General features: G+C 51.7%; 13 protein-coding genes. 6 read left to right on the top strand and 7 right to left on the bottom strand.

From position 1 onward, the window contains the following. Positions 1-170 precede the first annotated feature (170 nt). The 3 genes from CKQ54_RS14020 to CKQ54_RS14010 all read left to right on the top strand — a co-directional run bounded on the left by CKQ54_RS14020 (position 171) and on the right by CKQ54_RS14010 (position 1,153). Positions 171-464, top strand: a complete 294-nt coding sequence (locus CKQ54_RS14020) for a hypothetical protein (RefSeq protein WP_112290113.1) — start codon at positions 171-173, stop codon at positions 462-464. Next, positions 445-780: a biofilm/acid-resistance regulator YmgB/AriR gene (locus CKQ54_RS14015; RefSeq protein WP_341868547.1), complete on the top strand. Its 336-nt coding sequence runs from the start codon at positions 445-447 to the stop codon at positions 778-780. The genes CKQ54_RS14020 and CKQ54_RS14015 overlap by 20 nt, the downstream gene beginning before the upstream one ends. A 115-nt stretch (positions 781-895) precedes the next feature. Next, positions 896-1,153: a biofilm development regulator YmgB/AriR family protein gene (locus CKQ54_RS14010; protein ID WP_112290109.1), complete on the top strand. Its 258-nt coding sequence runs from the start codon at positions 896-898 to the stop codon at positions 1,151-1,153. Between the two features lie 87 nt (positions 1,154-1,240). Here the strand turns inward: CKQ54_RS14010 and CKQ54_RS14005 are convergent, their stop codons facing one another. Continuing rightward, positions 1,241-2,482 (bottom strand): diguanylate phosphodiesterase, encoded by a 1,242-nt coding sequence (locus tag CKQ54_RS14005; RefSeq protein WP_120162892.1) that lies wholly within the window; start codon positions 2,480-2,482, stop codon positions 1,241-1,243. 399 nt (positions 2,483-2,881) lie between these two features. Between CKQ54_RS14005 and ttcA the strand changes: the two genes are divergently transcribed. Continuing rightward, complete coding sequence (ttcA, locus tag CKQ54_RS14000) at positions 2,882-3,817, top strand: tRNA 2-thiocytidine(32) synthetase TtcA (RefSeq protein ID WP_120162891.1); 936 nt, start codon at positions 2,882-2,884, stop codon at positions 3,815-3,817. An 86-nt stretch (positions 3,818-3,903) separates the two neighbouring features. On the opposite strand, the gene CKQ54_RS13995 is transcribed toward ttcA, so the two are convergent. From CKQ54_RS13995 to CKQ54_RS13985, 3 genes are all read right to left on the bottom strand, one after another. Next, the gene (locus tag CKQ54_RS13995) at positions 3,904-4,566 is read right to left on the bottom strand and encodes a hypothetical protein (protein WP_244220213.1); all 663 of its coding nucleotides are present in this window, start codon (positions 4,564-4,566) and stop codon (positions 3,904-3,906) included. A 298-nt stretch (positions 4,567-4,864) separates the two neighbouring features. Further along, positions 4,865-5,848 (bottom strand): zinc transporter ZntB, encoded by a 984-nt coding sequence (gene zntB, locus CKQ54_RS13990; RefSeq protein WP_120162866.1) that lies wholly within the window; start codon positions 5,846-5,848, stop codon positions 4,865-4,867. 176 nt (positions 5,849-6,024) lie between these two features. Continuing rightward, positions 6,025-6,972 (bottom strand): LysR family transcriptional regulator, encoded by a 948-nt coding sequence (locus CKQ54_RS13985; RefSeq protein WP_120162865.1) that lies wholly within the window; start codon positions 6,970-6,972, stop codon positions 6,025-6,027. A gap of 114 nt (positions 6,973-7,086) precedes the next feature. On the opposite strand from CKQ54_RS13985, the gene CKQ54_RS13980 reads away from it, so the two are divergent. After that, complete coding sequence (locus CKQ54_RS13980; RefSeq protein WP_120162864.1) at positions 7,087-8,289, top strand: MFS transporter; 1,203 nt, start codon at positions 7,087-7,089, stop codon at positions 8,287-8,289. Positions 8,290-8,395: 106 nt separating this feature from the next. Here CKQ54_RS13980 and CKQ54_RS13975 read toward each other — a convergent pair whose 3' ends face one another. Next, the gene (locus tag CKQ54_RS13975; RefSeq protein WP_120162863.1) at positions 8,396-10,030 is read right to left on the bottom strand and encodes an ABC transporter substrate-binding protein; all 1,635 of its coding nucleotides are present in this window, start codon (positions 10,028-10,030) and stop codon (positions 8,396-8,398) included. A gap of 133 nt (positions 10,031-10,163) precedes the next feature. Further along, positions 10,164-11,141 carry an L-Ala-D/L-Glu epimerase gene (gene ycjG, locus CKQ54_RS13970; RefSeq protein WP_112288480.1) on the bottom strand — a complete coding sequence of 326 codons (978 nt, stop codon included), beginning with the start codon at positions 11,139-11,141 and terminating at the stop codon, positions 10,164-10,166. A 136-nt stretch (positions 11,142-11,277) separates the two neighbouring features. Here ycjG and tpx point away from each other — a divergent pair, with 136 nt between their 5' ends. Then, entirely contained in the window at positions 11,278-11,781 is a 504-nt protein-coding gene (tpx, locus tag CKQ54_RS13965) for a thiol peroxidase (protein ID WP_120162862.1), read from the top strand. 85 nt (positions 11,782-11,866) lie between these two features. On the opposite strand, the gene tyrR is transcribed toward tpx, so the two are convergent. After that, positions 11,867-13,441, bottom strand: coding sequence for a transcriptional regulator TyrR (gene tyrR / locus CKQ54_RS13960; protein WP_120162861.1), 1,575 nt, complete (start codon positions 13,439-13,441; stop codon positions 11,867-11,869). Positions 13,442-13,477 lie beyond the last annotated feature (36 nt).

Below are 13,477 nucleotides of genomic sequence, written 5' to 3'. Positions count from 1 at the left end.
ATTGGCTTCATAGAATTTCGGTTTGACATATTATGCGGGCTTGATTAATTCATAGCCTACCAATACTTTATTCCCGATGTTGTTGTTCCTGGTGGTTTGAAGTAATAACTCTGAACCTGAAGCTAATCTGCCCAAGACCTTTGGTCAGCGTATATTCAGAGGCTGATAATATGTATAGAAGTAATGAAGAAAAGTTAACGGACAAGCTGATTGGTGAGGCAGTAATATCCTTACTTAAATCTAAAAGTCCAATTTCAATCGACAGACTCATTAAGCAGTTACAGTTTATGGCTGTAAATGCTGAGAACTTAACTCGAAAAAGCGCCCTGGAGCAGATCATAAATGAGATGCGCCACGATCAGGCTGATAAGCGTGCGCGTGTCAGTTATGAAGTACGGGACGTCGACAATGTACGACACTTTTTCAATACTGAAGGGCCGTCCGATGACCAGAAAAAACATTGATACATCAAACGAGTGTGCCGTGAGCCACAACGACTCGATGGTATCAAACTCATCTCAGTCGATGACAGACGCAGTCAATCAAACAGGGATTTTTCAACAATTTTCTAACGTGAGCGAACTCTACTCCAGTGAAGCCGAAGTTCTGGGTGCCGCAATTCGTCTGATTCTGGCGAAGAAAGGTACGGTGACCCATAAAGCCATCATCATGCATCTGATCAATCAGCTTGAAACCACATCAGATGTTGTGCAACTGGATATTCTGCGCGGCGCACTGGAAATGGTCGTGGGCATGACGCCCGATGATGCCGGGTTCTGATTCCTTAACAAGGGTCTACTCTATTATTCGCTTCGCGCTCAGTCTTAGTAGTCACAGACGGGCGCGGAATCTTTCAAATAACAGGTTCTGAAGAACAAACGCGGAGGGTATTAAAATGCAAGATGTGTCTTATACTCATGTAACATTGGCTGATTATATTCTGGCAGAAGACCCTGAACTTTTGGTTGAAAACGAAACGGTCATCCGTCTTTATCAAAACTTAAAAAAACAAAAAGAAGTAGTTACTCATAAAGATATTATTCTTTGTCTGATTCAGAAGATTGAGCAGGAAAGTGATGCAGGTAAGCAGGATGTCTACCTGGAAGCACTTGAATATGTCGTCTACCGCACACCTGATGATGATATTTTATAAATTAACAGCAACGTATTATGAAATGAGCCCGGCAAATATCATTTGCCGGGCTCATTCATTTATAACTTATGCGCTGCTGACAAGTTCTCAGAGAGCCTGATTGCCCGACTGGTATTCATAGGTGACTTCCGGCCAGGTAATTACCGGCGTCCCCTTCAGTCTTGGCTCAGCAAACAATTCGCCCTGGAAATTACACACTCCTGCCGCATCCAGCCACATCCACTCTTCTGGTTTTTCAACACCTGTTGCGATGACTGAGACTTCTAACGAAGAGCAGAATCTGATAATTGCCTGAACGACGGCCTGTTTAGGTCCACTGGTATGGATGTCACAAATCATATTGCGATCAATCATAATTTTGTCTGGCTGGCATTGAGTCAGCAGCAGCAATCCGGCGGAACCTGCCCCGAAATCGTCAATTGCCAGACGCATTCCTGAAGCTTTCAGCTGTTTCATCGCGTTAGAAAACTTGTCTTCACGGGTAATGACGCCGTTCTCGGTGATGGCCACCACAATCTGTTCAGGAACCAGGCCACTCGCGGTGATGTCATTAACCAGAGACTCCACAGCATCTGGCACCATCACCAGTGTCATAGGCAAAAGCTTGATAGAAAGCGTTTTGTCGCTGATCCCCATTTTCTGCGCCATAGCAAAAGCCAGCTTTTTGGATTTGAGATCTGCCTCGTAGATTGTTGTTCCGGACAGCCGGGAGTAATACTCCATCGCTGAACCGCCTTCCGGCCCGCGTATTGTCGCTTCATAAGAGATTATCTCGCGACTCAGCGGATCGACTATCGGCTGGAATGCAAAATTGTAGTCCTGCATTTCAGGAAAGATAAATTCTACTTCTGGTTTCAGGGACTCATCAGCGATGAAAGACCAGGAATCCGCCGGAAGGATTTCGAGATAATTTTCCTTCTCACGAGCCTGCACAAAGGTACATAAAAATTGCAGCGCCCTGTCTTCGTAAGTGAGCTGATATTTAGACGTTCCTTTATCAAGCACTGCCTGAAGCACCTCATCTTCGTGATGATGTCTGAGGTCAAAAAGCTCCATACCGACATTGCCGAAACGGCGTGACTGCGCATAGTCGCGCATCAGAACCACCACGTTGTGATGCCGCTGATCTTTACAAATCTCACTGTAAAGGGCATCCACTGCCTCTTCCGCCCCTTCCAGCAGCTGGAAGAAGTGCATCCCGTCAAAAAGCAGGATCCCGGTAATGCCTAAAAGTTCGTTGTTTACTTTGGCTTGCGACACCATTTCGACCAGTGAACCAGACTGTACATGTTCACTAATGTGGCTGCGGTAAACGAGGGTTAAAAGCATCGGGCTGTTCCAAAAGGATCTGGTTAAGACCATCAGGGTAGCAGAAATTTTGTGTATGGAAATATCCGAACAGATCATTTTACCTTATGTTTCAGGGTAAAATTGGCGGCAAAGCCCTTCAAAGCTAGCAATTTTAAGGATGGGGAAGATTTGTAAATCTCACTTTATTTGACCGGCAAATATTTTGCCTTTCTTTTGCTGCTCCTTTTCGCAATCAGCTTAGACGAGGGACAGCTATAAAACGCGCTGACATTCGGCGGCGTAATCCGTATCATACGCGCCACAACGCCGTCCGGGCGGAAGACATGAGCAGCGGGCAGACAGAAATGTAAAATGCTGAACTCGCGCTATGTCGGCCAGCCCCTTCTGGTGCCCCTTTTTGAGTCAGAGTTATTATTAATGTCAGAAATTCAATCAGTTGATAAAAAAGCTCAGTACAATCTGAACAAATTACAGAAGCGCCTGCGCCGTGACGTGGGGAAAGCGATCGCCGATTTCGGCATGATCGAAGAAGGTGACCGCATTATGGTATGTCTTTCCGGCGGGAAGGATAGCTATACCATGCTGGAAATCTTGCGCAATCTGCAACAAAGCGCACCGGTGAACTTCTCACTTATCGCGGTTAATCTGGATCAGAAGCAGCCAGGCTTCCCGGCGCACATCCTGCCGGAATATCTGGAAACGCTGGGCGTGGAATACAAGATTGTCACTGAAGACACCTATTCCATCGTTAAAGATAAAATTCCGGAAGGCAAAACGACTTGTTCTCTGTGCTCACGTCTGCGTCGCGGGATTTTGTACCGCACCGCCACCGAACTGGGCTGTACCAAAATTGCACTCGGCCATCACCGCGATGACATTCTGCAAACCCTGTTCCTCAATATGTTCTATGGCGGCAAGCTGAAAGGCATGCCACCAAAACTGATGAGTGATGACGGCAAACACATCGTGATCCGCCCGCTGGCGTACTGCCGCGAGAAAGATATCGAGCGTTTCGCGATTGCGCGCGAGTACCCGATCATCCCATGTAACCTGTGCGGTTCGCAGCCTAACCTGCAACGTCAGGTTATCGGCGACATGCTCAAAGACTGGGATAAAAAATATCCGGGACGCATCGAAACCATGTTCAGCGCGATGCAAAACGTGGTGCCTTCCCATCTCAATGACATGAATCTTTTTGATTTCAAAGGAATTAAACACGGTGGTGAAGTGATTGACGGCGGAGATCTGGCCTTTGATCGCGAAGATATTCCGATGCAGCCTGTCGGCTGGCAACCGGAGGACGATGAAACCGTTGCGCCGGTTGAACGTCTGAATGTGTTAGAAATTAAATAATTTCCACGTCTGCGCTTTGCATCTCGTAAGCCCGCTTAAAAGCGGGCTTTTCTATTTTCAGATTTTAAGACCAGAGCTTCAGGTTTTCAGGCCAGCGTAAAAGTATCAGTCCAGTTGTAGTTGGTCATGACCAGTTTCACCGGCAGACAGAGTGAACCAAAGTTTTTGTTCTGGTTCTGCAGGAAGAATTCCCGCAAAGACGACGGCAAATATTGCGCACCGTATCGCATGAGCGTGCTGTGCCAGAAGATTTGGGGGATCTCGGTATTTGGGAACCGCTCACGTATTTTACCCGCCCATTGCGTGCTGAGAAGGTGTTCCACCAAGGACTGACGAACTCGCAAACTTTCCTCATCCGGAAATCCCGCCAGCAGCAACTGATCCGGCAATGCAATCAGTCGCAAATCGCTGATACGCATAATATGTCCACGACAATACTGATTGAAAATCTCAGTCAGTTCGCCAGCATTTTCCGCATCTTCAGGGCGGTCGTACAGCGCCTGCGTCACAGCAAAGAAAGTAAAATGCATACCCTCCACCGGTGCGACATCCGCCAACACATCGCCCTGCGCCGCCGCTGCGATATCCGCCAGCAATCCGCTCATCGACGGGCCTGCGCGGTTGCCGCTGGTGATAGCCAGACGGTGAGGATGATAAAAAGGTTCCGTTCTCACCGCGCCCGTTTCCGGATGCTCATTCCATATAGTCAGCGTTTTACTGTTGGTATTTTGATATGCCTGTTGAATCATTTCCCGGGTATGCAAAGCAAACTCCTGTTTTGTCCCAAAGTGAGCGCAATCCGGCGAAAGTGCCTGATGATGCCCTTCACAGAGGAGAAACCTCAAAAAGATTGAGCGAAATCAACATTAGAATCGCGGAATCGGTGCAATATCTATTTCGCAGGTGAATGCAACGTCAAGCGATGGGCGTTGTGCTCCATATTGTCTTATTTCCAAATTTTTAGAATTAATGCATAGCACAATTTAATTCGAACGACGCCGGTCTTATGACCGGCTTTTTTTTGCTTTTTTTCAGCCAGTTAGCGCTTTATAACCAGCGACTTTTCTTCATCCACAACGCTACGCCACCGCCTAATGCCACCAGACAGGCGCAGAAAATCCCGAAACCAAAGGGTGACGTGTTTCCCGGAATGCCGCCTAAGTTAACGCCAAACAGGCCGGTCAGGAATGTCGCGGGCAGGAAAACCATCGCCAGCAAAGACATGGTGTAGGTGCGGCGGTTCAGGGAGTCAGCCATCAGTGAGCTGATTTCATCCGACAACACCGCCGTGCGCGCAATGCTGGCATCAAGATCATCCAGCCCGCGCCCCAGGCGGTCGGAGATTTCCTGCATCAGACGGCGGTCATCGTCATTCATCCACGGCAGACGTTCACTGGCAAGACGGGAAAACACATCGCGTTGCGGCGCCATATAACGGCGCAAAACGATCAGTTGTTTACGCAGCAACGCCATCTGACCGCGCTCCGGAACCTGCTGTTCCATCAGATCATCTTCGATATCGATGATTTTATCGTGCAAATCTTCGATAAAATTACTGGTCTGATCGGTCAGCGCATCGCAAATCTCAACCAGCCAGCGTCCGGTATTCTTAGGCCCGCTGCCGGATTTCATATCACCAATCATTTCCTCCATCGAAAACACCTTACGGTGACGGGTGGAGACGATCATTTTATCGGTGAGATAAACGCGAATAGTGACCAGCTGATCGGGACGCGAATCCGCATTGAGATTAATGCTGCGCAAGGTGATTAGCGTGCCTTCGCCCACGCGCACTACTTTTGGACGTACGCTGTCACCGGCCAGCGCCTGACGGACGGTATCGGGCAGCACCGGCGTGTTATTAATCCACTGCTCACTGGCGGGCAGCGTGTAATCCAGATGCAGCCAGCAGGGTTTTTCTTCGCTGGCGACGCACTGCGGGCTGATATTATTCACCCCGCCCTGACCGTCCATCTGCAAGGCGTAGACCGCATCTGAAACCTGTAATTCTTTTCCCTTAATAACTTCCACGACATTCCTCGCTTTTTCTGCGTTATCTTTTTAAGTCTAGCGTTAAGTGACTGAAATTCAAAAAGTCAGTTCAGGTGAAATTCACTCTCCTGAAACATTGCAAGATCATGCCACCGGATTTGGAAAAAAGTGTTAAGGCTAATAGGTTTAGTGTTTCGTGATATAGCAGAATATTTCTATCCGCCCGGCGCCTGCATTTCTGCCAGTTCCGGCATCACACTGCGCATCATTTCAAGAAATTTACGTAACCGGGCCGGATAATAGCTGGAATACGGATACACCAGATACACCGGCAATGGCAATGCGTTCCAGCCGGGCAATACGCGCTGCAAACGCCCTGCTTCAAGGTCTTCTTTCACCACCCATGCGGAGACAATACCCGCCCCCAGTCCGGATAGCGCGGCCTTACGCACCGCGTATAAACTGTCCGTCGCCAGACGCGGCACGATGGGAGAACTTTCCATATGTCCGTCATTATCACGACGCAGCGTAACGTCGTTACGATAAAAAGTACTCAGGGAAATCCAGGGTAAGTCTTTTAGCTCACTGAACTGTCTGACCGGATGTTGCTGCAATAATCCCGGAGTCGCGACCACAATGCGCGGAACTTCCGCCAGCAGGATGGCCACCATAGAAGGATCCGGCACATTCCCGACCTGGATCGCACAATCAATATCTTCAGCGATAAAATCCGGCGTGCGGTCGTTGAGCATCCAGTCCACCGAAAGATTCGGATAACGCTGCAAATAACGGGTTAACGGTGCGATAAGCTGATCCTGTCCGAACGCGTGCGGCGCACGTACACGCAAAATGCCGACCGGTTCATCCCCTGCACCGCTTAGTTGATCTTCCAGCGCTGCCCAGCGCTCCAGCACGAGTTTTGCCTGTTCATAGCAGCGCTCACCGTCGTCGGTAAGTTTCATGGCGTGCGTGGTGCGCAGAATAAGCTTCGCGCCAAGCAGGCGTTCGAGTGATTGCAAACGGCGGCTGACCGTCGGCTGGCTGGTGCTCAGTTGTACGGCGGCGGCGGAAAGGCTGCCGCTTTCGACAATGCGCACAAAAGTTTGCATCAGGTCGATACGATCAATGCCGCTGGTGACGGTCGCCGGGATAGATGTGTTCATACGCCTCACGTATAACTGTTTTACATTTATGCAGGCTACCACTTATAACCAGTTCCGTGAAGAATGCTTTCAGCGCGCACCACCTCACAAACTCATTCATCAGGAAATTACGTTATGTCAGAACTCACCAGTACATCAGACGTTAGCGGCTCAGCACTTTCCGGCAAGATCATATTTACTCTGGCTGCCGGTGCCGGACTGAGCGTCGCTTCGATTTATTACAGTCAGCCGATGCTCGGGATCATGGGTGGCAATCTGAACGCCAGCACCACATCAGTCGGTTTGATCCCGACGCTGACACAGGCCGGTTATGCGCTGGGCATTTTGTTTCTCATTCCCCTGGGCGACCGTCATGACCGCCGCACGATTATCCTGCTGAAAAGTATTTTACTGGCTGTCGCCCTGCTGCTTTGCGGGTTTGTGCCGGGTATTCACGGGCTGCTGGTGGCGAGTCTGGTCACCGGCATTGGCGCAACCATGGCGCAGGATATCGTCCCCGCCTCAGCGCACCTTGCGCCACCCGCGCAGCGCGGTAAAACCGTCGGTACGGTGATGACCGGTCTGCTGGTCGGGATCCTGCTCTCGCGGGTGTTGAGCGGTTTTGTCGCCGAGTATTTTGGCTGGCGGGTGATGTATCAGCTGGCGGCACTCAGCGTGGCACTGATTGGCGTGGCACTGTGGCGGGTTCTGCCGCGTTTCACACCGGATACGCGCATCAGTTATGCCGGTCTGTTGCATTCGATGTTTGGCCTGTGGAAGAACTACAAAACGCTGCGCCATGCGGCACTGGCTCAGGGTTTGCTATCGGTGGCATTCAGTGCCTTCTGGTCCACGCTGGCGATTATGCTGAATGAACAGTTCCATCTGGGCAGCGCAGTAGCCGGTGCGTTCGGACTGGCGGGCGCTGCCGGTGCATTAGCGGCGCCACTGGCCGGTGCGTTAGCCGATAAGAAAGGCCCTGCACGTGTGACTCAGATGGGTTCCGCGCTGGTGATGATGTCTTTCGCAGCGATGTTCCTGCTGCCACTGTTGTCGCCACACGCTCAGCTGGCGCTGATTGTGCTGAGCGCTGTCGGTTTTGACTTAGGTATTCAGGCCACGCTGGTTGCGCATCAGACACTGGTCTACGGCCTTGAGCCGGCGGCACGTGGCAGACTGAACGCCCTGCTGTTCACCGTAGTGTTTATCGGTATGTCAGCGGGCGCGGCGCTCGGCAGTAAAGCGCTGGAAGCCGGCGGCTGGTCAGGCGTGGTGCTGCTGGCGACCGTCGCCGCGGGTGCCGCGTTACTGGTTCGTCTGATCAGCCGCAAAAGCTGAGCAGTGAGATAAAATAAAAGCGCCCGCTGTTATGTGCAGCGGGCGCTTTTTATGACGGAAATTTACCCTGACTTTAACCCCGAATATTAGCTACTCCGGATATCTGTCAGTGCTTCAGGGTGTACATTTCCTGACTGTAAGCGACGTCTTCCGGATTGGTGATCGGGTATCCTTTCACCCACGGTTTAATCAGGCGCCCGTTGGTGTACTGATAAATCGGCGCAATCGGCGCTTCTGTGGCGATGATCTGCTCGGCTTTATTGTAATCGTCATTTCGGCGTGCTTCGCTGGTTTCACGACTGGCATCGGCAATGACTTTGTCGTAATCCGCACTGCTGAATTTGCTGATATTGCCGTTGTGCGTGGAGGTCAGCAGCGAAAGAAACGTCGAGGCTTCGTTGTAATCTCCGACCCATGAAGCGCGAATGACATCAAAATTGCCGGTATTACGGCTGTCGATATACGTTTTCCATTCCTGATTCACCAGCTTCACGTCCGCACCCAGCGTCTTTTTCCACATTGATGCGACGGCGATGGCAATCTTCTGATGGCTTTCAGACGTGTTGTACAGCAGCGTCAGATGCAACGGTTTTGACGGGCCATAACCTGCCGCCGCCAGCAGGCTTTTGGCCTGTGCATTCAGCTCTTCCTGCGAATACTGTTGCAGCTCACTTTCGGCCGGTTTGAAACCACTGGTGACATCGGGTGTAAAACGCCACGCCGGTTTTTCGCCTGTGCCCAGTACTTTTTCCGCGATGATTTTACGGTCAATACTCAGGGAAAGCGCCTTGCGAACGCGCGCGTCGTCTGTCGGTGCGCGCTTCGTGTTGAAAGCGTAATAGTAAGTGCCAAGCTGATATGGCGTGTAAACCTGGCCCGGTAAATCATGCATCAGCTTTTTGTACTGGTCTTTTGGGAAGGATTCGGTGATATCAATATCGTTGGCCAGATAACGCTTGGTCGCGTTGGATTCTTTGTTGATCGGCACGAAAGTGACTTTGGTCAGCACGGTGTGCGCGTGATCCCAGTAATGCGGATTGGGCTCCAGCACCAGTTTTTCGTTCACCACGCGGTCTTTCAGCACATACGCGCCGTTACCGACCAGATTGCCCGGTTTAGTCCAGTCATCGCCAAACTTTTCTACCGTAGCTTTATGCACAGGGAACAGGCTGAAGTTCGCCAGCAGGCTGACAAAATACGGTACGGGTTTATCCAGCGTGACACGTAAAAGCGTCGGGCTGACGGCGGTCACGCCCAGTTTATCCACCGGCATTTTTCCGGCGATGATGGCATCGGCGTTAGAAATTCCGGCCAGCGCAGCGAACCAGGCACCGGTCGCGGAACCTTTAGGATCGACCAGACGCTGCCAGCTGTAGACGAAATCCTGCGCCGTGACCGGATCACCGTTCGACCATTTGGCATCTTTGCGCAGGGTGAAAAGGAAGACCTGGTTGTTCTGGTTTTGCCAGCTTTCGGCGACGCCCGGAATACTTTTACCGGTTGCGTCCTGATTTACCAGCCCTTCGAACAAATCGCGGGCGACCTGCGCCTCAGGTAAACCCACCACTTTGGCAGGATCAAGCGAAGCGGGTTCGTCTTTAATGTGACGGACAATTTCCTGTTTTGCGGCGAGTTGGGTACCGGTGGGAACCTGAGCGGCGTTAGCCTGACCGAAAGTCAGCGCCACCAGCGCAGCGCATACGGAATAAGATAAAAGCGGAAATGATTTTCCCTGCGGCATAAATTCTCCTGAACGGACAAAGGGCTGCGCCCTGAAACATTCAGGAGTTTTATCATTACCTGCCGTAATCCCCTATAAGAAATCATTACAGATTTGCCTTCGCGCACAAAACCGCATTATCTGGGGATAAAATTCAGGCAGAACCGGCAATATCAATGCCGCCGCAATGAAATTTCAGTGCGGGTTCGACATCCTGCGCCAGCCAGGTCGGGCCATCGAGATCGACAAATTTTGCACCAGCGGTCAGCGGAAGTGCCGCTCGAATCGCGCGCGAAGTGCATAACATGCAGCCAAGCATGATATCGAATCCCGTTTCACGCGCCGCCTGCGCCAGCTGAAGTGCGCCAGTCAGACCGCCCGTTTTGTCCAGCTTAATGTTGATCATGTCATAACGATTTTTCAGGGCAGGCAAACCCTCCACGGTATGACAGCTTTCATCAGCACAAATCGGCAGAGGATGGATGAAGTTTTCCAGCGCGGAATCTTCACCTGCCGGAAGTGGCTGTTCGAGCATCAGAATGCCCAGATCGGCTAGCAGCTGACAACGTGCCGCGAGTCCGTCGCTTTGCCAGGCTTCGTTGGCATCGACAATTAACGAAGCATTCGGAACGGCGGCGCGAACAGCCACCAGACGTTCGGCGATCAGACGATCGTCGAGTTTTATTTTCAGCAATGTTGCGCCCTGCTTTTGCAGCGCCAGCGCGGCTTGTGCCATTGCTTCCGGCGTGCCAATGCTCACAGTCTGCGCCATGCTGATTGAAGCCAGGGGTTCGGTAGCAGTCAGTTGCCATAAATTCAGGCCGCGGGTCTGAGATTCCAGATTCCACAGCGCGCAGTCGAGCGCGTTTCTCGCAGCGCCTGCCGGCAGCAGATGTTGCAGCTGTTCGCGACTGGCGCCCCGCTCAATGGCTGTTATCACGCTGGCGATTTGTGCCATCACGGAGCTTTCGCTTTCGTCATAACGCGGATACGGCGTGCATTCGCCAATGCCGCGAATACCATTTTCTTCGATTTCAACTGCCACAACGCGGGCTTCGGTGCGGGTTCCGCGGGAGATCACAAACGGCGTATGTAACGGCCAGGCTTCCGGATAAAAGCGAACACTTCTCATAGCGTCTCCAATAGTGAAATGCGCCTTGCGGGATACAATCAATAGATACAAGTAATTAACAAATATTCTATATCCAACATAGCATTGTTACCCTAAACTGAAAGCCGTTTGACTCCAATGGACATAGGAAATAATCATGACCCAGACAGTACACTTTCAGAGCAACCCGGTAACCGTTGCGGGCAAAATCCCACAAAAAGGCGACGTCGCCAAGCCTTTCAGCCTGGTCGCAAAAGACCTTTCTGATGTCAGCCTGAGCAGCTTCGCAGGCAAACGTAAAGTCCTGAACATTTTCCCAAGCATTGATACCGGCGTTTGCGCCACCTCCGTGCGTAAATTCAACCAGCTGGCGGGTGAAATCGAGAACACAGTCGTGCTGTGCATCTCTTCTGATCTGCCATTCGCGCAGTCGCGTTTCTGCGGTGCGGAAGGCCTGTCTAACGTTGTTACGCTGTCTACCCTGCGTGGCGGTGATTTCAAATCTGACTACGGCGTGGGTATCACCGATGGCGCATTGTCTGGTCTGACTGCCCGTGCGGTTGTGGTTCTGGATGGTCAGGACAACGTGCTGTACAGCGAACTGGTGAACGAAATCACCACTGAACCTGATTATGAATCTGCGCTGGCTGTGCTGAAGTAATTTCTGCTTTCACAGGCAACAGATGAAAAAAAAGCAACGGCGCTAACCGTTGCTTTTTTATTGGGCGCAGTTCCTGAGAAGAAAATTACTCTTCGCTTTCGCCCGTTTCACCGCGACGGCTGCTGAGCCCGTATTCACGCAGTTTATTGGCGATGGCCGTATGCGATACGCCCAGACGCTTCGCCAGTTTACGTGTGCTCGGATAAGTGCGGTAAAGACGGGTCAGCACGGAACGTTCGAAACGTTTGCTGATATCGTCGAGTGAACCGTTCAGCGCTTCTTCACCAATCGTCACTTCTGCGTCAAAGTCCGGCAGAACGATATCCTGCGGTCGCAGTTCGCCGCCTTCCAGCTGCGTCAGTGCGCGGTAAATCGCATTTTTGAGCTGACGGACGTTGCCCGGCCAGCCGTAATGCGTCAGGTAATTCGCCAGCTGGGACGACAGTTTTGGCCGCGGCATTCCCTGCTCATCGGAGAAACGCGCCACAAACAGTTCGGTCAGCGGCATCACATCGGCAGGACGCTCGCGCAGCGGCGGCAGCGTCAGGCTCAGCACGTTCAGGCGGTAATACAAATCCTCCCTGAACTCGCCACGCTGCACCAGTTCCACCAGGTTTTTCTGGGTGGCGCACATGACGCGAACATCTACTTTCACTTCATGCTCTTCGCCCACACGGCGGAACGTGCCGTCATTGAGGAAACGCAGCAGTTTAATCTGCATTCTCGGTGACATTTCACCAATTTCATCCAGCAGCACCGAACCGCCATTAGCCTGTTCGAAGAAGCCTTTTTTACCTTCCAGTGCATTCGGATAGGCACCGGCGGCATAGCCAAACAATTCGCTTTCCACCACGTCATCTGGCAGCGACGCACAGTTAAGGCCAAGGAATGGCTTTTTACCGCGTGCGCTGCGCACATGACAGGCGTGAGCCAGCAAATCTTTACCGGTGCCGGTATCGCCGACAATCAGCAGCGGCGCGTCCAGCATCGCGAGTTTGCGCGCCTGATCCAGTACATGACGCATTTTGGTGCTGACCGCGACGATGTGGTCGAATTCACTGTCGTCGTTAACCGTTAAGTCCTGCAACTGACGGCCCATGCGGGCAGCTGATTTGAGCATCACCACTGCTCCGGCAATTCCGCCTTTACCATCCTCATCGTCTATATGGATAGGCGTGAGATCCATCAGGAAATCCTGGCTGCGGATCACAATACGTTCTGAGTGCGGCTGTGCATTTTCGCTTTCCAGCCAGCGCGTGACGTTGTAACCGGTGATCAGGTTCGCCGCCGTCACGTTGCGGATTTTATCTTCATCGAGTTCAAATAAAGCCATCGCAGCCGGGTTGGCCTGCTCGACTTTGCCCTTCATATCAATGGAAAAAACCGGTTCCGGCATGGAAACCAGTAAAGCGCGTAATGCCCGATGTTCGCGTTCGGAAGGCATGAACGTGACGGTGCGGACATCCGTCACGCCTTCGATACGGCGAATTTCAGCCATCAGGGCGCGAAAAGTGTCAAAATCCAGTTGGGAAAAATTCAGGTAAATGCGGCCAATCGAGGCAATCTCGATACCACGTAAATCAATACTGCGTAAAACCAGTAAATCGAGGAGTTCACGGGTGAGACCCAGGCGGTCTTCGCAAAAAACTTCCAGACGCATCAGTGTTGACCTTTTTCTGCCGGTGCGGAAATCGCT

The organism is Rahnella variigena, assembly GCF_003610915.1.
GTDB lineage: Bacteria > Pseudomonadota > Gammaproteobacteria > Enterobacterales > Enterobacteriaceae > Rahnella > Rahnella variigena.
This window is presented reverse-complemented; position numbering and strand designations above follow the sequence as displayed.

Excerpts from the sequence above, each read along its gene's own strand:
- CKQ54_RS14020 (WP_112290113.1), top strand. The coding sequence starts at position 171 with ATGTATAGAAGTAATGAAGAAAAGTTAACGGACAAGCTGATTGGTGAG.
- CKQ54_RS14015 (WP_341868547.1), top strand. The coding sequence starts at position 445 with ATGACCAGAAAAAACATTGATACATCAAACGAGTGTGCCGTGAGCCAC.
- CKQ54_RS14010 (WP_112290109.1), top strand. The coding sequence starts at position 896 with ATGCAAGATGTGTCTTATACTCATGTAACATTGGCTGATTATATTCTG.
- CKQ54_RS14005 (WP_120162892.1), bottom strand. The coding sequence starts at position 2,482 with ATGCTTTTAACCCTCGTTTACCGCAGCCACATTAGTGAACATGTACAG.
- ttcA (WP_120162891.1), top strand. The coding sequence starts at position 2,882 with ATGTCAGAAATTCAATCAGTTGATAAAAAAGCTCAGTACAATCTGAAC.
- CKQ54_RS13995 (WP_244220213.1), bottom strand. The coding sequence starts at position 4,566 with ATGATTCAACAGGCATATCAAAATACCAACAGTAAAACGCTGACTATA.
- CKQ54_RS13985 (WP_120162865.1), bottom strand. The coding sequence starts at position 6,972 with ATGAACACATCTATCCCGGCGACCGTCACCAGCGGCATTGATCGTATC.
- CKQ54_RS13980 (WP_120162864.1), top strand. The coding sequence starts at position 7,087 with ATGTCAGAACTCACCAGTACATCAGACGTTAGCGGCTCAGCACTTTCC.
- CKQ54_RS13975 (WP_120162863.1), bottom strand. The coding sequence starts at position 10,030 with ATGCCGCAGGGAAAATCATTTCCGCTTTTATCTTATTCCGTATGCGCT.
- ycjG (WP_112288480.1), bottom strand. The coding sequence starts at position 11,141 with ATGAGAAGTGTTCGCTTTTATCCGGAAGCCTGGCCGTTACATACGCCG.
- tpx (WP_120162862.1), top strand. The coding sequence starts at position 11,278 with ATGACCCAGACAGTACACTTTCAGAGCAACCCGGTAACCGTTGCGGGC.
- tyrR (WP_120162861.1), bottom strand. The coding sequence starts at position 13,441 with ATGCGTCTGGAAGTTTTTTGCGAAGACCGCCTGGGTCTCACCCGTGAA.